The sequence below is a fragment of the Saccharothrix sp. 6-C genome (assembly GCF_016695385.1).
Taxonomy (GTDB): Bacteria; Actinomycetota; Actinomycetes; order Mycobacteriales; family Pseudonocardiaceae; genus Actinosynnema; species Actinosynnema texasense.
Genome location: NZ_CP064192.1, coordinates 6,858,433 through 6,875,987, shown reverse-complemented (window position 1 = coordinate 6,875,987; position 17,555 = coordinate 6,858,433). Strand labels below are relative to the sequence as shown.

At 72.6% G+C, this 17,555-nt stretch carries 17 protein-coding genes; all 17 read left to right on the top strand.

Going from position 1 to position 17,555, the window contains the following annotated elements:
• The first annotated feature begins 19 nt into the window (after positions 1 to 19).
• The 17 genes from infB to IOD16_RS29025 all read left to right on the top strand — a co-directional run bounded on the left by infB (position 20) and on the right by IOD16_RS29025 (position 17,524).
• A complete protein-coding gene (gene infB, locus IOD16_RS29100) occupies positions 20 to 3,103 on the top strand; it encodes a translation initiation factor IF-2 (protein WP_201436896.1) in 3,084 nt (1,027 codons plus the stop codon).
• 71 nt (positions 3,104 to 3,174) lie between these two features.
• A complete protein-coding gene (locus IOD16_RS29095) occupies positions 3,175 to 3,471 on the top strand; it encodes a DUF503 domain-containing protein (protein ID WP_077006828.1) in 297 nt (98 codons plus the stop codon).
• Between the two features lie 49 nt (positions 3,472 to 3,520).
• Entirely contained in the window at positions 3,521 to 3,970 is a 450-nt protein-coding gene (gene rbfA, locus IOD16_RS29090; RefSeq protein WP_123746043.1) for a 30S ribosome-binding factor RbfA, read from the top strand.
• A 28-nt stretch (positions 3,971 to 3,998) separates the two neighbouring features.
• Positions 3,999 to 5,006 (top strand): DHH family phosphoesterase, encoded by a 1,008-nt coding sequence (locus IOD16_RS29085; protein WP_201441620.1) that lies wholly within the window; start codon positions 3,999 to 4,001, stop codon positions 5,004 to 5,006.
• A 112-nt stretch (positions 5,007 to 5,118) separates the two neighbouring features.
• Positions 5,119 to 6,420, top strand: coding sequence for an MATE family efflux transporter (locus tag IOD16_RS29080; RefSeq protein WP_328809366.1), 1,302 nt, complete (start codon positions 5,119 to 5,121; stop codon positions 6,418 to 6,420).
• Positions 6,421 to 6,530: 110 nt separating this feature from the next.
• Positions 6,531 to 7,853: an MFS transporter gene (locus tag IOD16_RS29075; RefSeq protein ID WP_236594446.1), complete on the top strand. Its 1,323-nt coding sequence runs from the start codon at positions 6,531 to 6,533 to the stop codon at positions 7,851 to 7,853.
• An 11-nt stretch (positions 7,854 to 7,864) separates the two neighbouring features.
• Complete coding sequence (gene truB / locus IOD16_RS29070; protein WP_201436894.1) at positions 7,865 to 8,767, top strand: tRNA pseudouridine(55) synthase TruB; 903 nt, start codon at positions 7,865 to 7,867, stop codon at positions 8,765 to 8,767.
• A gap of 17 nt (positions 8,768 to 8,784) precedes the next feature.
• Entirely contained in the window at positions 8,785 to 9,162 is a 378-nt protein-coding gene (locus IOD16_RS29065) for a hypothetical protein (protein WP_201436893.1), read from the top strand.
• A gap of 47 nt (positions 9,163 to 9,209) precedes the next feature.
• Positions 9,210 to 10,151 carry a bifunctional riboflavin kinase/FAD synthetase gene (locus tag IOD16_RS29060; RefSeq protein WP_201436892.1) on the top strand — a complete coding sequence of 314 codons (942 nt, stop codon included), beginning with the start codon at positions 9,210 to 9,212 and terminating at the stop codon, positions 10,149 to 10,151.
• Positions 10,152 to 10,242: 91 nt separating this feature from the next.
• The gene (locus IOD16_RS29055) at positions 10,243 to 10,731 is read left to right on the top strand and encodes a helix-turn-helix domain-containing protein (RefSeq protein WP_123746049.1); all 489 of its coding nucleotides are present in this window, start codon (positions 10,243 to 10,245) and stop codon (positions 10,729 to 10,731) included.
• Positions 10,732 to 11,109: 378 nt separating this feature from the next.
• On the top strand, positions 11,110 to 11,379 hold the full coding sequence (rpsO, locus tag IOD16_RS29050) for a 30S ribosomal protein S15 (RefSeq protein WP_123746050.1): 270 nt from the start codon (positions 11,110 to 11,112) through the stop codon (positions 11,377 to 11,379).
• 222 nt (positions 11,380 to 11,601) lie between these two features.
• Positions 11,602 to 13,845, top strand: coding sequence for a polyribonucleotide nucleotidyltransferase (locus IOD16_RS29045; protein WP_123746051.1), 2,244 nt, complete (start codon positions 11,602 to 11,604; stop codon positions 13,843 to 13,845).
• Entirely contained in the window at positions 13,842 to 15,248 is a 1,407-nt protein-coding gene (locus IOD16_RS29040) for a M16 family metallopeptidase (RefSeq protein WP_201436891.1), read from the top strand. The genes IOD16_RS29045 and IOD16_RS29040 overlap by 4 nt, the downstream gene beginning before the upstream one ends.
• Positions 15,245 to 16,003 (top strand): 4-hydroxy-tetrahydrodipicolinate reductase, encoded by a 759-nt coding sequence (dapB, locus tag IOD16_RS29035; protein WP_201436890.1) that lies wholly within the window; start codon positions 15,245 to 15,247, stop codon positions 16,001 to 16,003. The genes IOD16_RS29040 and dapB overlap by 4 nt, the downstream gene beginning before the upstream one ends.
• 60 nt (positions 16,004 to 16,063) lie before the next feature.
• Positions 16,064 to 16,519, top strand: a complete 456-nt coding sequence (locus tag IOD16_RS29030) for a tetratricopeptide repeat protein (RefSeq protein WP_123746054.1) — start codon at positions 16,064 to 16,066, stop codon at positions 16,517 to 16,519.
• A gap of 47 nt (positions 16,520 to 16,566) precedes the next feature.
• A complete protein-coding gene (locus IOD16_RS41125) occupies positions 16,567 to 16,689 on the top strand; it encodes a hypothetical protein (RefSeq protein WP_268957644.1) in 123 nt (40 codons plus the stop codon).
• 58 nt (positions 16,690 to 16,747) lie between these two features.
• Positions 16,748 to 17,524 carry a cellulose-binding domain-containing protein gene (locus IOD16_RS29025; protein WP_201436889.1) on the top strand — a complete coding sequence of 259 codons (777 nt, stop codon included), beginning with the start codon at positions 16,748 to 16,750 and terminating at the stop codon, positions 17,522 to 17,524.
• Positions 17,525 to 17,555 lie beyond the last annotated feature (31 nt).

Genomic DNA, 17,555 nt, shown 5'->3' with positions numbered 1-17,555 from the left:
TCCCTCACAGAGGAGTGCAGTGGCAGGTAAGGCCCGCGTGCACGAGCTCGCCAAAGAGCTCGGAGTCACGAGTAAAGAACTACTCACCAAGCTCGCCGACCAGGGCGAGTACGTGAAGTCCGCGTCCAGCACCGTCGAGGCCCCCGTGGCCCGGCGGCTTCGTGACGCCTACGCCAAGGGCGAGTCCAAGCCCAAGCCCGCAGGCGCCCGCCCGGCGCCGCCGAAGCCCGCTCCGACGAGCGCGGCCTCGGGCGAGACCAAGAGCGACACGACCCCGCGCCCGCCGGCCCCCGCCGGCAAGCCGGGTCCGCGTCCGGTGCCCGGCCCCAAGCCGATGGCGCCCAAGCCGGTGGCCAAGCCCGCCACGCCGGCTCCGGCCGCCCCCGCCGCGCAGCCCGAGGCCCCGGCCCCGGCCGCCGCGGCGGCTCCGACGCCCGTCCAGGCGCCGAAGCAGCAGCAGCCGGCCGCCGCCCAGGTGCAGCAGCCCCAGCAGCCTCAGCAGGCACCCCAGCAGGCGCCGCGGACCAGTGGCCCCGGCCCTCGTCCCGGCCCCCGCGCGCCGCAGCAGCAGCCCGCCGCGGCGCAGAACGCCCCGTCCGTGGTCCCGCCGCGCCCGCAGGCACCCAAGCCCGCAGGCCCGCGGCCCCCGCGTCCGGGCAACAACCCGTTCGGCGTCGGCGGTGGCGCTCCGGCGCCGCGTCCGCAGGCCCCGCGCCCGGCCGCGCCGGGTGGCGGCGAGCGGCCGTCCGGCCCCAAGCCCGGTGACTCGCGTCCGGCAGGCCCCCGTCCGGGTGGCTCCGGCGGCGGTCCCGGCGGTCCCCGGCCCAACCCCGGCAACATGCCGCCTCGGCCGAACCCGGGCATGATGCCCGGTCGTCCGGCTCCCCGCCCCGGTGGCGGTGGCGGCGGCGGTCGTGGCCCCGGCGGTCCCGGTGGCGGCGGCGGTGGCCGCGGTCCTGGTGGCGGCGGCGGTCGTCCCGGTGGTGGCGGTGGCGCCGGTGGCGGCTTCCGCCCCGGTGGCGGCGGCGGTGGCGCCGGTGGCGGCTTCCGCCCTGGTGGCGGCGGTGGCGGCGGCGGTGGCTTCCGTCCCGGTGGCGGTGGCGGCGCCGGTGGTGGCGCACCGGCCGGTGGCGGCGGCGGTTTCCGCGGCCGTCCCGGTGGCCCGGGTGGTCGCGGCGGCGCCGCGGGCGCCTTCGGCCGTCCCGGTGGTCCGGCGCGTCGTGGCCGCAAGTCGAAGCGGCAGAAGCGCCAGGAGTACATGGACAACATGCAGGCGCCGTCGGTCGGTGGCGTCCGCCTGCCCAAGGGCAACGGCGAGACGATCCGCCTGCCGCGTGGCGCCTCGCTGACCGACTTCGCCGACAAGATCAACGCCAACCCGGCCTCGCTGGTGCAGGTGTTGTTCCACCTCGGCGAGATGGTCACCGCGACGCAGTCCGTCTCCGACGAGATCCTGGAGCTGCTCGGCTCCGAGATGAACTACAACGTGCAGGTCGTGTCCCCTGAGGAAGAGGACCGCGAGCTGCTGGAGACGTTCGACATCACCTACGGCGACGACGCTGGCGGCGAGGAGGACCTCCAGATCCGTCCGCCGGTCGTGACCGTCATGGGTCACGTCGACCACGGCAAGACGCGCCTGTTGGACACCATCCGCACGGCGAAGGTGGCCGAGGGCGAGGCGGGTGGCATCACCCAGCACATCGGCGCCTACCAGGTGAACACGGAGCTCGAGGGCAACGAGCGCCTGATCACCTTCATCGACACCCCGGGTCACGAGGCGTTCACCGCCATGCGTGCTCGTGGTGCGAACTCGACCGACATCGCGGTCATCGTGGTGGCGGCCGACGACGGCGTGATGCCGCAGACGGTGGAAGCGATCAACCACGCCCAGGCGGCCAACGCGCCGATCGTGGTCGCGGTGAACAAGATCGACAAGGAGGGGGCCAACCCCGACAAGATCCGCCAGCAGCTCACCGAGTACGGGCTGGTCGCCGAGGAGTACGGCGGCGAGACCATGTTCGTCGACATCTCGGCGAAGCAGGGCATCAACATCGACGGCCTGCTGGAAGCGATCCTGCTGACCGCCGACGCCTCGCTCGACCTGCGGGCCAACCCGGAGATGGAGGCGCAGGGCGTCGCCATCGAGGCGCACCTGGACCGCGGTCGCGGCCCGGTGGCCACGGTGCTGGTGCAGCGCGGCTCGCTCCGCGTCGGTGACTCGATCGTGGCGGGCGCCGCCTACGGTCGCGTGCGCCGCATGGTCGACGAGCACGGCGTGGACGTCACGGTGGCGACGCCGTCGCGTCCGGTGCAGGTCATCGGCCTCACCTCGGTGCCCGGCGCGGGCGACACGTTCCTCGTGGTCGAGGAGGACCGGGTGGCCCGGCAGATCGCCGAGCGCCGCCAGGCCCGCAACCGCAACGCGATGAACGCCGCGAAGCGCAAGCGCGTCAGCCTGGAAGACCTCGACGCCGCGCTGAAGGAGACGAGCGCCCTCACCTTGATCATCAAGGGCGACAACTCGGGTACCGTCGAGGCCCTCGAGGACGCGCTGATGAAGATCGAGGTCGGCGACGACGTCGAGCTGCGGGTCATCCACCGCGGCGTCGGTGGCATCACCGAAGGCGACATCAACCTCGCCGTCGCGGGTAACGCCATCGTCCTGGGCTTCAACGTCCGGGCCGAGGGCAAGGCCACCGAACTCGCCAACCGCGAGGGCGTGGACGTCCGCTACTACACGGTGATCTACCAGGCGATCGACGAGATCGAGCAGGCCCTGAAGGGCATGCTCAAGCCGGAGTACGAAGAGGTCCAGCTGGGCCGCGCGGAGGTCCGCGAGGTCTTCAAGTCCTCCAAGGTCGGCACGATCGCGGGTTGCCTCGTCATGTCGGGCGAGATCCGGCGCAACGCCCGGGCCCGCCTGCTGCGCGACAACAACGTCGTGCAGGAGAACCTGCCCATCAGCTCGCTGCGCCGGTTCAAGGACGACGCGACCGAGGTCCGCGAGGGCTTCGAGTGTGGTCTGACGCTCGGCAACTACAGCGACCTGAAGGTCGGCGACATCATCGAGACGTTCGAGATGCGCGAGAAGCCGCGCGCCTGATCGTCTTCAGCCAGGTGCGGGGCCGTCGTGACCGGCGGCCCCGCACCCCTGGACACCCCTGGTGATCATCTGTGTTCGTCGGTGCCCTTGAGTTGGACGTGCTGCTCGGCGACGTGCACTCGTTGAAGCAGAAGCGGTCCGTGGTGAAGCCGATCGTGGCCGAGCTGCGCCGCAGGTTCGAGGTCTCGGTCGCCGAGGCGGGCCACCTCGACCTGCACCGCCGAGCCCTGATCGGAGTGGCGGCCGTCGCCGCCGACGCCGAGCATGTGAGGGACGTGATGGCCGCCTGCGAGCGGCTGGTGGCCGGACGGCCCGAATTGGAACTTCTCTCCGCCCGCCACAGGTTGGTCGGGCCGGAGGACGACTAGCAGGCGTCGCCGAGCAGGCGACGAATCGCAACGACAGGAGGGGAGCGCCGTGGCCGACCAGGCACGGGCTCGCAAGCTGGCCAAGCGGATCTCGCAGATCGTCGCTTCCGCGTTGGAGCACGAGGTGAAGGACCCTCGGCTGGCTCGCGTCACCATCACGGACACGAGGGTGACCGGCGACCTGCACGACGCGACGATCTACTACACCGTGCTCGGCGAGAAGCTGGACTCCGAGCCGGACCTCGCGGGGGCCGCCGCGGCGCTGGAGAAGGCCAAGGGCGTGCTGCGCACCATGGTCGGCCAGCAGACCGGTGTCCGGTTCACGCCGACCCTCTCGTTCGTCACCGACAACGTGCCCGCCGAGGCGCGTCGGATGGACGAACTGCTGGCCAAGGCACGGGAGCTGGACGCGGAGGTGGCCCGCATCGCGCACGGCGCGGAACCCGCGGGCGAGCCCGACCCGTACAAGCCTCCGCGTGAGGCCGAGGACGCCGACTAGCGTTCTCGCCGTGCACAACGATCCGAGCATGAACGACCCGGGCGCCTCCGGGGACCACTTGAGTGCGGACCTCGCCGAGGCCGCTCGCGTCCTGTCCACCGCCACCGACGTGACGCTGCTGGCGCACGTGAACCCCGACGCGGACGCGCTGGGCAGCGCGTTGGCGCTGGGACTGGCCCTGCACCGGCGGGGCGTGGCGGTCCGGGTGTCGTTCGGCGCGCCGAACGAGGTGCCGGAGACGTTGCGGGACCTCGACGTGGCCGGGCTGCTGGTGCCCGCGTCCGCCGTGCCCGCCGCGCCGCCCGTGCTGGTCGCGTTGGACACGGGCAGTGTCGGGCGGCTCGGTCCGTTGGCTGATCGGGTGTCCACCGCCGGTGTGGTCGTGGTGGTGGACCACCACGTGTCGAACCCGCGGTTCGGGCACGTGAACGTGGTGGACGACCGGGCCGAGGCGACCGCGCTCGTGGTGCTGCGGCTGCTGGACGTGCTGGGCGTGGAGCTGGACGAGCCGGTGGCCCGGTGCGTGTACGCGGGTCTGGTGACGGACACGCGGTCGTTCCGGCACGCGTCGGCGGCGACGCACGAGGTGGCGGCCCGGCTGCTCGCGGCCGGCGTGGACGCCGAGGCCGTGGCCCGGCCGCTGATGGACTCTCACCCGTTCGGGTACCTGGGCATGTTGGCGAAGGTGCTGAGCCGGGCGTGCCTGGAGCGCGACGCGGCCGGCGGGCTCGGGTTCGTGCACGCCGTCGTGACGCTGGAGGACGCCTCCGGGCTGCGGCCCGAGGAGGTCGAGAGCGTGGTCGACCTGGTGCGCACCACGGCCGAGGCGGAGGTCGCGGCGGTGCTGAAGGAGCTGCGGCCGTCGTCGTGGTCGGTGTCGTTGCGCGCGGTGAGCGCGGTGGACGTGCGCGAGGTGGCGCAGCTGCTCGGCGGCGGCGGCCACCGGCTGGCCGCGGGCTTCACCGCCTCCGGCCCGGCCGACGAGGTGCTGGCGAACCTGCGCGCGGCCCTGGAAACCGTGGCCGCGCGGTCCTGAGCGTTCAACTCGGGTGTTCCGAGCGTAGGACACACGCGTTCCGGACGTAGGACACGCGGGTTCTGGATGTAGGACTCCCGCGGGGGTGCTACGCGTGCATCGAGGGGATCAGGTGGAGGAGCGGGTTCCGGCGCGGCGGGTGGTCGGGTTGGCCGCGCCCGCGCTGGTGGTGCTGGCGGCCGAGCCGCTGTACGTGCTGGTGGACACCGCGGTCGTCGGGCACCTCGGCGCGCTGCCGCTGGCCGGGCTCGCGGTGGGCGGCGTGCTGTTCACGCAGGTCGCCACCCAGTTGACGTTCCTCTCCTACGGCACGACGGCACGCACGGCGCGGCTGTTCGGCGCCGGCCGGCGGCGCGAGGCGGTCGAGGAGGGCGTGCAGGCGACGTGGCTCGCGCTGGCCGTCGGCGCGCTGGTGATCGTGCTCGGGCAGCTGCTGGCCGGTCCTGCCGCCCGGCTGCTCGGCGGTGGCGGCGAGGTGGCCGACAACGCCGTCGCGTGGCTGCGGATCGCGTTGTTCGGCGCGCCGTTCGTGCTGGTCACGATGGCCGGCAACGGGTGGATGCGCGGCGTGCAGGACACCCGCCGCCCGCTGCGGTACGTGCTGGTCGGCAACGCCATCTCGGCCGTGCTGTGCCCGGTCCTGGTGCACGGCGCGCACTGGGGACTGGAGGGCTCGGCGGTCGCGAACGTGATCGCGCAGGTGCTCTCGGCCGGGCTGTTCGGCAAGGCGCTGCGCTCGGAACGGGTGAGCCTGCGGCCCGACCCGCGCCGGATGAAGGCCCAGCTGGGCCTCGGCCGGGACCTGGTGCTGCGCAGCCTGGCGTTCCAGGCGTGCTTCCTGTCGGCCGCGTCGGTGGCCGCGCGCACGTCGGTCGGCGCGGTCGGCGCGCACCAGGTCGTGTTGCAGCTGTGGACGTTCCTCGCGCTCGTGCTGGACTCGTTGGCGATCGCCGCGCAGTCGATCGTGGGCGCGGCGCTCGGCGCGGAACGCCGCGAGCAGGCCCGTCGGTTCGCCTGGCAGGTGACCGGGTACGGGCTGTGGTTCGGCGTGCTGCTCGGCGCCCTGTTCGCGGCGCTGGCCGGCCCGCTGCCGCAGGTGTTCACCACCGACCGGGCCGTGCTGGACGAGATCCCGCACGCCTGGTGGTTCTTCGTGGGGCTGCAACCGATCGCGGGCGTGGTGTTCGCGCTGGACGGCGTCCTGCTCGGCGCGGGCGACGCGGCGTTCCTGCGGACCGCGACGCTGGCCTCGGCGGCCCTCGGGTTCCTGCCGCTGGTGTGGGCGTCCTACGCGTTCGGCTGGGGGCTGGTCGGGATCTGGAGCGGCCTGTCGGCGTTCATGGTGCTGCGGCTGGTGCTCGTGCTGGTCCGGACCAAGTCGGGGGAGTGGGCGCGCGTCGGCACCACGTGGTGAGCCGGTGACCAGGCGTGATGTGGTGCGCGGCACCCCCAGGAATCGTTAACAGTAGGCAACTGTTTCTCGATACTGGGAGTGCTGCCGCACGGAAGCCTAGGAGATCCGCCTTGCCGGTCGATCGTGCCACGAAACAAGCGTGGCTGATCTGGTCCACCGCCGTCGTCGTCTACATCGCCGCTCTGTTCCACCGGACCTCGCTGGGCGTGGCGAGCCTGGAGGCGGGGGACCGCTTCGCCGTCGGCCCCGCCGCGCTCGGCACGTTCACCGTCCTCCAGATCGGCCTCTACGCGCTGATGCAGATCCCCACCGGCCTGCTGGTGGACCGCTTCGGCCCGCGCCGCGTGCTGACCGCCGCCGCCCTGCTCATGGGCGTCGGCCAGACCCTGTTCGCCCTCGCCGACTCCTACCCGCTCGGCCTGGCCGCGCGGGCGGTGCTCGGCGTCGGCGACGCCATGACGTGGGTCAGCGTGCTGCGCCTGGCCGCCGCGCACTTCCCGCCCCGCCGCTTCACCCTGGTCATGACGCTGTCGGCGGCGCTGGGCGGCGCGGGCAACCTGGTCGCGACCGTGCCGCTGACGCTGCTGCTGGACGGCGCGGGCTGGACGGTGACGTTCCTGGTCGCGGGCCTGGCCACGGCGGCGTACGCGGCGGTGGTCGGGTGGCGCGTGCGGGAGGTGCCCGACGGCGTGCCGCAGCCCGCGGTCGAGCCGGTGCCATTGCGCGCGGTGGGCGCGAAGGTGCAGGACGCGTGGCGCGAGCCGAGCACCCGCCTCGGGTTCTGGGTGCACTTCACGTCGATGTCCGCGCCCGCCGTGCTCGGCCTGCTGTGGGGTTTCCCGTACCTGGTCGAGGCGCAGGGCCTGTCGCGGCCGTCGGCGTCGGCGGTGCTGAGCACGCTGGTGCTGGTGGCGATCGTGACCGGGCCGGTGATGGGCACGGTGATCGGCGGCCGGCCGGAGTGGCGGATGCCGATCGTCGGCTCCTACCTGGCCGCGGCCGTGGTGAGCTGGGCCGTGCTGCTGGGCTGGCCGGGCGGTGTGCTGCCGACGCCCGCGCTGTACGCGGTGTTCGCGGTGCTGGCCCTGGGCAACCCGGCGTCCGGCGTGGCGTTCGCCCTGGTCCGCGACTACAACCCGCTGCACCGGGTCAGCACGGCGACCGGCGTGGCCAACGTCGGCGGGTTCGCCGCGATCACGTTCACCGCCCTGGCCGTCGGCGTGGTGCTGGACGTGGTCGAGCCCGTGCTCTCCGCGCCGCAGGCGTACCGGGTCGCGTTCTCGTCCGTGGTGGCGGTGCTGCTGGTGGGCCTGTGGCGCACGGTCGTGTGGTGGCGCCGGGCGCGCACCGCGGTGTTCGCCGCCGAGGACCGCGGCGAGTCCGTGCCCGTGCAGTTGCGCCGCCGTCGGTGGGACGTGCTCGTCGAGGCCTAGGATCCTCGTCCGTGTCCGCATCTTCTCGTCACCCTGTCCCGCCCGGCCTCGTCGTGATCGACAAGCCCGACGGCATGACCTCCCACGACGTGGTGGCGAAGGTCCGCCGCATCCTCGGCACCCGCAAGGTCGGGCACGCGGGCACGCTCGACCCGATGGCCACCGGTGTGCTCGTGCTGGGCATCGAGCGGGCCACCAAGCTGCTCGGCCACCTGGCGCTGGACAGCAAGGCGTACCTGTCGACGATCCGCCTCGGCTCCTCCACCACGACCGACGACGCCGAGGGCGAGGTGCTGTCCACGGCCGACGCGTCCGAAGTGGACGAGGACGCGATCCGGGCGGGCGTGGCGAAGCTGACCGGCCCGATCGAGCAGGTGCCCAGCGCGGTGAGCGCGGTGAAGATCGACGGCAAGCGCGCCTACGCGCGGGTCCGCGCCGGCGAGGCGGTGGAGATCCCGGCGCGCCCGGTGACCGTGCACCGCTTCGACGTGCTGTCGATCCGCCGCGAGGGCGAGGGCGTCACCGAGCTGGACGTGATGGTGGAGTGCTCGTCCGGCACCTACGTGCGCGCGCTGGCCCGCGACCTCGGCGCGGACCTCGGCGTCGGCGGCCACCTGGCGGCCCTGCGCCGCACCCGCGTCGGCCCGTTCGACCTGCGCGTGGCCAAGACCCTGGAGCAGCTGGAAGGCGCGCCGGGCCTGTCCCTGGACCTGGACGCCGCGGTGGCCACCGCGTTCCCCCGCCGTGAGATCGCGCCGCGCGAGGCGGTCGCCCTCTCGCACGGCCAACGCCTGGCCGCGGGCGGGCTGGACGGCACCTACGGCGTCTTCGGCCCGGACGGCCACGTGGTGGCGCTGGCGAAGGACGAGGGGCCGATCGCCAAGCCGTTGGTGGTACTCACCCCGATCGGATAGGGCCTACCGTGGACGGCATGTCGAGATGGGTGTGGCCGGCCGCGGCCGGTGTGGTGACCTCGGCCACGGGGGTGGCGATCAACCTCGCGACCGACGGCGGCGCGAACCCGTGGGCGTGGGTGACGGTCGTGCTGCTCACCGCGTTGGGCGTGGTCATCGCCCTGCGCGTGCAGGCGTCCGCGCCCAAGCCGCCCACCCCGGAACCACCGACGCCGGCGCCGCCGGGGTCGACCGTGCGCAACAGCATCACCGGCTCCGTGACCGGTCCCGTGGTGCAGGCGGGCGACATCGGCGGCGGCCTCACGGTCAACTCGCCGACCACCGTCAACCAGACCGCGGTCGCGCGTGACGGCGGCACCGTCCACCAGGCCGGCCGCGACATCCGTCACGACTAGCCCGACCTCGGCCGGCACGTCGTGGTCGACCCCCTAGGCTGGCCCGCGTGCAACGCTGGAGAGGGCTCGACGACCTGCCCGGCGGCTGGGGCCGCTGCGTGGTGACCATCGGCGTGTTCGACGGCGTCCACCGCGGGCACCAGGCGCTGATCGGCCGCGCGGTCGGGTTGGCCGAGGAGAGGGGCGTGCCGAGCGTCCTGATCACCTTCGACCCGCACCCGTCCGAGGTGGTCCGGCCGGGCAGCCACCCGGCCCAGCTCACCAGCCTGCGCCGGCGCGCCGAGCTGGTCGAGGGACTGGGCGTCGACGTGTTCTGCGTGATCCCGTTCACCGCCGAGGTGGCGCGCACGCCCGCCGACGAGTTCGCGCACGAGGTGCTGGTGGAGCGGCTGCACGTGGCGGCCGTGGTGGTGGGCGAGAACTTCACGTTCGGCCACAGGGCGGCGGGCACCGTGGAACTGCTGCGCGCGCTGGGCAAGCGGTTCGGTTTCGTGACCGAGGGGGCGGATCTGGTGACCGACGACGGCGTCACGTACTCGTCGACCTACATCCGGGCGTGCATCGACGCGGGCGACGTGGCCGCCGCCGCGCAGGCGCTCGGCCGGCCGCACCGGCTGGAGGGGATCGTGGTGCGCGGCGACGGCCGCGGCAAGGAGCTGGGCTTCCCCACGGCCAACCTGTCCACCACGCGGTTCGCCGCCGTGCCCGCGGACGGCGTGTACGCGTGCTGGTTCGTGCACAGCTCGGGCCGCCGCCTCAAGGCCGCGGTGAGCGTGGGCACCAACCCGACGTTCTCCGGCCGGGAACGGCGGGTCGAGGCGTTCGTGCTCGACGTGGACGAGGACTTCTACGGCCAGCGGGTCGCGCTCGACTTCGTGGACCGGCTCCGGGACATGGAGAAGTTCGACGGCGTCGAGTCGCTGCTCGCGCAGATGCACCGCGACGTGGCCACGACGCGTGAGCTCCTGCCGGATCCGGGTGACGCCTGACGGGTTGAACCAGGTGGGTGGAACCGACCGTGCGACGCCTGACGACCTGGCAAGATGCCTGACACGTCCGTCGGTCAGGGGAGAGGCGAAGGTGGAGGACCACAAGATCGTCCAGCGCAATCTCGCGCTGCAGCGGGAGTGGTACGGGGAGCCCTTGGGCGACCGGGTGCGCCGGCTCGTGGTCGCGTTCAGCGTCTCCCAGGCCCAGCTCGCGGACGTGCTGGGCATCAGCGCCCCGATGTTGAGCCAGGTCATGAGCGGGCGCCGGGCCAAGATCGGCAACCCGTCCGTGCTGGCCCGGATGATCATGCTGGAGCGCAAGGTCCTCACCCCCGACGTCGCCTCCGGCTCGCCCGACGCGTTGCAGCGCGCCCTGGAGGACGTCCGCCAGTCGAAGCCGACCGTGAGCCGCGACTCGCTCCCGGTGAACGGCAGCGCCGACGACGAGGCCGTGGTGTTCCCGTTCCTGCGCCGCCTGGCCGACCGCCGCGAGCTGTCGCAGGCCGCCGACGTGCTCGGCGAGGACTTCCCGGCCCTGGCCGAGCTGCTGCGCCGCGCGGGCAAGGTCCGCGACGCCTGACCCGCCCGTGAGCCTCTCCTGCGCCATCTTCCCGCCCGCCGACGTCGTCGACGAGCCGCACGACGCCCTCCGCCCGGTCCGCGCCGCGCACCCCGGCTGCGCCGGCAGCACCCGGCCCGCGCCTCACCGCGGCCCGCGGCGCCGTGCTGCCGCACGTGGAGCTCACCGGTCGTGAGTGGACGGCCACCGAGGTGGCCCTGGTCCCGAGGGCTGCGCGGTGCTCGACCGGGTGCGCTTGGGCACGTCAGGCGCGTAGCGCGTCGCCACTGCTGGTAACCTCGACATTTGGGTCTGGCTGCGGTCCGTGGCGGCCAGTACCGACTACCCCGCTCACGCGGGGCCGCACGGCACTTAACCAGCACAAGGAGTAGCGAGCACGTGGCACTGACCACCGAGCAGAAGAAGACCATCCTCGCCGAGTACGGCGTCCACGACACGGACACCGGTTCCGCCGAGGCCCAGGTCGCGCTGCTGAGCAAGCGCATCGCCGACCTGACGGAGCACCTCAAGCAGCACAAGCACGACCACCACTCGCGTCGTGGCCTGCTCCTGCTGGTCGGCCGGCGCCGCCGGCTGCTGAACTACCTCTCGAAGGTGGACATCCAGCGCTACCGCGCCCTCATCGGGCGGCTCGGCCTGCGCAGGTGAGACGTGCCGAGGGGGAGTGACCACCAAGGTCACTCCCCCTTGGCGTAAATCGAAGACAAGACGAGGGAAGCACGCGCGGCGCCCGGGACGACAGTTCGCCGGTCCTCGGTAGTGGCCCCCTGGTAGACGAAACCCAGGGGACTTCGATCGAAGACCGGCCTCGTCCGAACCGCGATCCCGCGCCCTGAGCGCGCTGTGACCCGCATGACGAGGAGTACCCATATGACGGACATCGAGGTCCACGAGACTTCAGCCGTGATCGACAACGGTCGGTTCGGCACGCGCACCATCCGCTTCGAAACCGGTCGCCTGGCCCGCCAGGCGGCGGGCTCGGTCGTCGCCTACCTGGACGACGAGACGATGCTGCTGTCGGCGACGACGGCGTCGAAGCACCCCAAGGAGCACTTCGACTTCTTCCCCCTCACGGTGGACGTCGAGGAGCGCATGTACGCGGCGGGCCGCATCCCCGGCTCGTTCTTCCGCCGCGAGGGCCGCCCGTCGACCGACGCGATCCTGACCTGCCGCCTCATCGACCGGCCGCTGCGCCCGTCCTTCGTGGACGGTCTGCGCAACGAGATCCAGGTCGTCATCACGGTGATGAGCCTGAACCCGGCCGACCTGTACGACGTCGTGGCGATCAACGCCGCGTCGGCGTCCACGCAGCTCGCGGGCCTGCCGTTCTCGGGCCCCATCGGCGGCGTCCGGGTGGCGCTGATCGAGGGCCAGTGGGTGGCGTTCCCGACCCACGAGCAGCTCGAGAAGGCCGTGTTCGACATGGTCGTCGCCGGTCGGGTCGTCGGTGACGACGTCGCGATCATGATGGTCGAGGCCGAGGCCACCGACCACGTCATCGACCTGATCGGCGAGGGCGCGCAGGCGCCGACCGAAGAGGTCGTGGCCGCCGGTCTGGAGGCGTCCAAGCCGTTCATCAAGGCGCTGTGCGACGCGCAGGCCCAGCTGGCGCAGGTCGCGGCGAAGGCCACCGGCGAGTTCCCGACCTACCCGGCCTACCAGTCCGACGCCTTCGAGGCCGTCGAGCAGGCCGGCTCCGGCGAGCTGTCGCAGGCGCTGACCATCGGCGGCAAGCAGGAGCGCGAGTCCCGCATCGACGAGATCAAGGCGTCGGTGCTGGAGAAGCTGGCCGAGCAGTTCGAGGGTCGCGAGAAGGAGGTCGGCGCGGCGTTCCGCTCGCTGACCAAGAAGCTCGTGCGCCAGCGCATCCTGCGCGACAAGGTCCGCATCGACGGCCGCGGCCTCACCGAGATCCGGTCGCTGTCGGCCGAGGTCGAGCTGATCCCGCGGGCGCACGGCTCGGCGCTGTTCGAGCGCGGCGAGACCCAGATCCTGGGTGTCACCACGCTGAACATGCTGCGCATGGAGCAGCAGATCGACTCGCTGGCCCCGGAGACGCACAAGCGCTACCTGCACCACTACAACTTCCCGCCGTTCTCCACCGGTGAGACCGGCCGCGTGGGCTCGCCCAAGCGCCGCGAGATCGGCCACGGCGCGCTGGCCGAGCGGGCGCTGATGCCCGTGCTGCCCAAGCGCGAGGAGTTCCCCTACGCGATCCGCCAGGTCTCCGAGGCGCTGAGCTCCAACGGCTCGACGTCCATGGGCTCGGTCTGCGCGTCCACGATGTCGCTGCTCAACGCCGGCGTGCCGCTGAAGGCGCCGGTCTCGGGCATCGCCATGGGCCTGGTGTCCGACGAGGTCGACGGCAAGACGGAGTACGTCGCGCTGACCGACATCCTCGGCGCCGAGGACGCGTTCGGCGACATGGACTTCAAGGTCGCCGGCACCAAGGAGTTCGTCACCGCGCTGCAGCTCGACACCAAGCTGGACGGCATCCCGTCCGAGGTGCTCGGCGCGGCCCTGGGCCAGGCCCGCGACGCGCGCCTGACCATCCTGGAGGTCATGGCCGAGGCCATCGACAGCCCGGACGAGATGAGCCCGTTCGCGCCGCGCGTGACGTCGGTCAAGATCCCGACCGACAAGATCGGCGAGGTCATCGGCCCGAAGGGCAAGATGATCAACTCGATCACCGAGCAGACCGGCGCCGACATCTCCATCGAGGACGACGGCACGATCTACGTCGGCGCGGCGGACGGCCCGTCGGCCGAGGCCGCGATCGGCCTGATCAACGCGATCGCGAACCCGCAGCTGCCGAAGGTGGGCGAGCGCTTCCTGGGCACCGTGGTGAAGACCGCGGCGTTCGGCGCGTTCGTGTCCCTGCTCCCGGGCAAGGACGGCCTGATCCACATCTCCAAGCTGGGCAACGGCAAGCGCATCGCCAAGGTGGAGGACGTCGTCAAGGTCGGCGACAAGCTCCAGGTCGAGATCGCCGACATCGACCAGCGCGGCAAGATCAGCCTGGTCCTGGTCAGCGACGACGCGGAGCAGGCCCCGGCCGGCGACGCGCCCGCGCAGGACACCGCACCCGCCGAGGCCGAGGCCAACGCGCAGTGACGACGAGCGTCAACAGGACGGCCGCGGGTGCTTCTGGCACCCGCGGCCGTCCGCTTGCGCGCCGGCTCGGGCACCTGCAGAAGCCCGGCAGCACGGTGTCGCTGGAACGCGGTGACGCGGGCGTGGCCGTGCGCCGCAGCGTGCTGCCGTCGGGGCTGCGGGTCATCACCGAGCGCATCCCCGGCGTCCGGTCGGCGTCGGTCGGCCTGTGGGTGCAGGTCGGCTCGCGCGACGAGCGGGTCGAGGTCGCGGGCGCCGCGCACTACCTGGAGCACCTGCTGTTCAAGGGCACGGTGAACCGCACGGCGGCGCAGATCGCCGAGGAGATCGACGCGGTCGGCGGCGAGCTGAACGCGTTCACCGCCAAGGAGCACACCTGCTACTACGCGCACGTCCTCGACGAGGACCTGCCGCTGGCGGTGGACCTGGTGTGCGACGTCGTGTTCGACGCGCTGTGCGAGCCGCGCGACTTCGAGACCGAGCGCGGCGTGGTGCTCGAAGAGATCGCGATGCGCGACGACGACCCGGAAGACCTGCTGCACGACGCGTTCCTGGACGCCCTGCTGGGCGAGCACGCGCTCGGCCGCCCGGTGCTGGGCACCGAGCAGTCCATCGGGGACATGGACCGCGACGCCCTCTTCGGCTTCTACAAGAAGCGCTACACGCTGCCGCGGATGGTGCTCGCGGTGGCGGGCAACATCGACCACGCGCACGTGATGCGCTTGGTGCGCAAGCAGATCGGCGACCGGCTCGACCGCGTGGGCACGCCCGTCGTGCCCCGGGCGGGTCGGGCGCGCATCCCCGGTTCGCGCAAGCTGGTGCTGCACTCCGACGACACCGAGCAGGCCCACCTGATGCTGGGCGTGCGCGGGCTCGACCGGCACGACGAGCGCCGGTTCGCGTTGAACGTGCTCAACGCCGCGCTGGGCGGCGGGATGAGCTCGCGGCTGTTCCAGGAGGTCCGGGAACGGCGCGGCCTGGCGTACCAGGTGTACTCGTCGGTCGGCCTCTACGCGGACGCCGGCACGTTGTCGGTGTACGCGGGCTGCCAGCCGGACCGGCTCGGCGACGTGGCCGGCGTGGTGCGCGACGTGCTGTCCACCGTGGCCCGTGACGGGCTCAGCGAGGCGGAGGTGGCCCGGGGCAAGGGCCAGCTGCGCGGCGGGCTCGTGCTCGGCCTGGAGGACACCAGCTCGCGGATGTCGCGCATCGGCAAGGGGGAGCTGAACTACGGCGACTACCTGTCGGTGGAGCAGACGCTGGCGCGCATCGACGAGGTCACCGCGGCCGACGTCGCCACGCTGGCGAAGGACTTGCTGCGACGCCCCGTCGCCGCCGCCGTGGTCGGCCCTTACGCTCACGCCGACGATCTGCCGTCCCAGGTGCACGAGGTGATCTCTTGAGTTCCGCTGAACCACTCCGCGTAGGCGTCATCGGCGCCAGGGGCCGCATGGGCGCCGAGGTGTGCCGCGCGGTCGAGGCCGCGGCGGACCTGGAAGTCGTCGCCATGGTCGACGCGGGTGACTGGTTGTTCAACCTGGCCGACGCCGGCGCCCAGGTCGCGGTCGACTTCACCAGCCCCGAGGTGGTGATGGACAACCTCCGGTTCTGCGTGGACAACGACATCCACGCCGTCGTCGGCACCTCCGGGTTCGACGCGCAGCGGTTGGGCGCCGTCTCCGAGTGGCTCGACGCGAAGCCGGGGCTCGGCGTGCTGGTCGCGCCGAACTTCGCCATCGGCGCGGTGCTGTCCATGCGGTTCGCGGAGCTGGCCGCCCCGTACTACGAGTCGGCCGAGGTCATCGAGCTGCACCACCCGCGCAAGGTGGACGCGCCCTCCGGCACGGCCGCGCACACGGCCCGGCTGATCTCGCAGGCGCGTGCGGCGGCGGGCGTGGGCCCGATGCCGGACGCGACCACGCAGGAGGCGCCCGGCGCGCGTGGCGCGCTCGTGGACGACGTGCGGGTGCACTCGCTGCGCCTGGCCGGGCTGATCGCGCACCAGGAGGTCGTGTTCGGCACGGAGGGCGAGACGTTGACGCTGCGGCACGACTCGTTGGACCGCAAGTCGTTCATGCCGGGCGTGCTGCTGGCCGTGCGGTCGATCGCGAAGCACCCCGGGCTCTCCGTGGGGCTCGACAAGTACATGGACCTCTGACCTGCCCGCGATGACGCCGCTCCCGATGAACCCGCACCCGTCCTCGACGGAGCCGACGCCGTGAGGACCCGCACCGCCGCGTTCGTCATCACCGCCGCGCTGGCGGTGTACTTCGTGCTGCTCGGCGGCCGGGCCGTGGTGCTGCTGGGCACCGGCGACCCGGTCGGCATCGGCCTCGGGGTAGGCGTGCTCCTGCTGCCGCTGATCGGCGCGTGGATCGCGTGGACGAACCTGAGGTTCGGCTTCACCGCGGAGCGGATGGCGCGGCAGCTCGACGCCGAGGGCGCGCTCCTCGACACGTCCGGGTTGCCGCGTCGCCCGTCCGGCCGAGTGGACCGGGAGGCGGCCGACGCCTGGTTCGAGCAGCGGCGGGTCGACGTCGAGGCGCGGCCGGAGGACTGGCGGGCGTGGTTCCTGCTCGCGCAGGCCTACGACCTGGCCGGTGACCGGGGCCGGGCCCGCGAGACCATGCGGACGGCGATCGATCTGTTCTCCCCGCCGAAGAATCGGGCTTAGTCCGCTCGGGTGAGATGCGATTCATTCGGTCTTCACCCTCTGTCACCTTGGATCTTGCGGTAGCCGTGATTACCGTGGGTGACGTGGCCAAGACCTGCGAGACCTTGAGACTGACCGTCGCCTGCCTGGTCGTCGTCGCCGCGCTGGGCCTCGCGCTCGTGATCGGCTGACCGGGCCGGCTTCCTGGGGAAGAATCAGGCGAACCGCCGCCCGTTCCCAGGAGTGCCCATGACCTTCGCTCGGATCGTCCGGGCGGCTCTCGCCGTCGCCGCGGCCCTGGTCGCGACCGGTCTCGTCACGTCGCCCGCCACCGCGCGCGCCGCGGCCGGCTGCGACGTCGCCTACGTGGTCACCGACCAGTGGCGCAGCGGGTTCGGCGCGCGCGTCACCCTGACGAACCTTGGCGACCCGCTCTCGGGCTGGACCCTGGAGTGGGAGTTCACCGCCGGGCAGCGGATCACGTCCGAGACGTGGAACGGCGTGTTCAGCCAGAGCGGCAGCGCGGTGCGGGTGAAGAACACCGCCTACAACGGCGCGCTGGCCACGGGCCGGTCGGTCACGGTCGGCTTCAACGGCGCCTGGTCGGGCAGCAACCCCGCGCCGACGTCGTTCTCCGTGGACGGCGTGCCGTGCACCGGCGCGCCCGTGACCGCGGGCACGACGAGCGACGCGCCGGAGCCGACGTCCGCGCCGCCGCTCACGACCGCGCCGTCCGCCACGACCACGACCACGACCTCCACCACGACGTCGACGTCCTCTTCGTCGTCATCGGCCACGACCACGCCGTCGGAGTCGTCGGCGGCCTCCGGCGCCGCGTTCACCTGGCCGACCGCGTCGCCGAAGCCGGCGGTGGTGCTGTCCGCGGAAGTGAGCCCCGACAGCGGGGTGGACGCGTTGCGCCTGGGCCTGGTCATCAGCCTGCTCGTGGCGTCCGTGGGCATCGCCGTCCTGCTCGTCGTGCGCCGTCACCTCCGTCGGGCGGGCGACCCCGACGACCAGCCCTAGGCGTCACACGACCGGGTGGTTCACCGCGCAC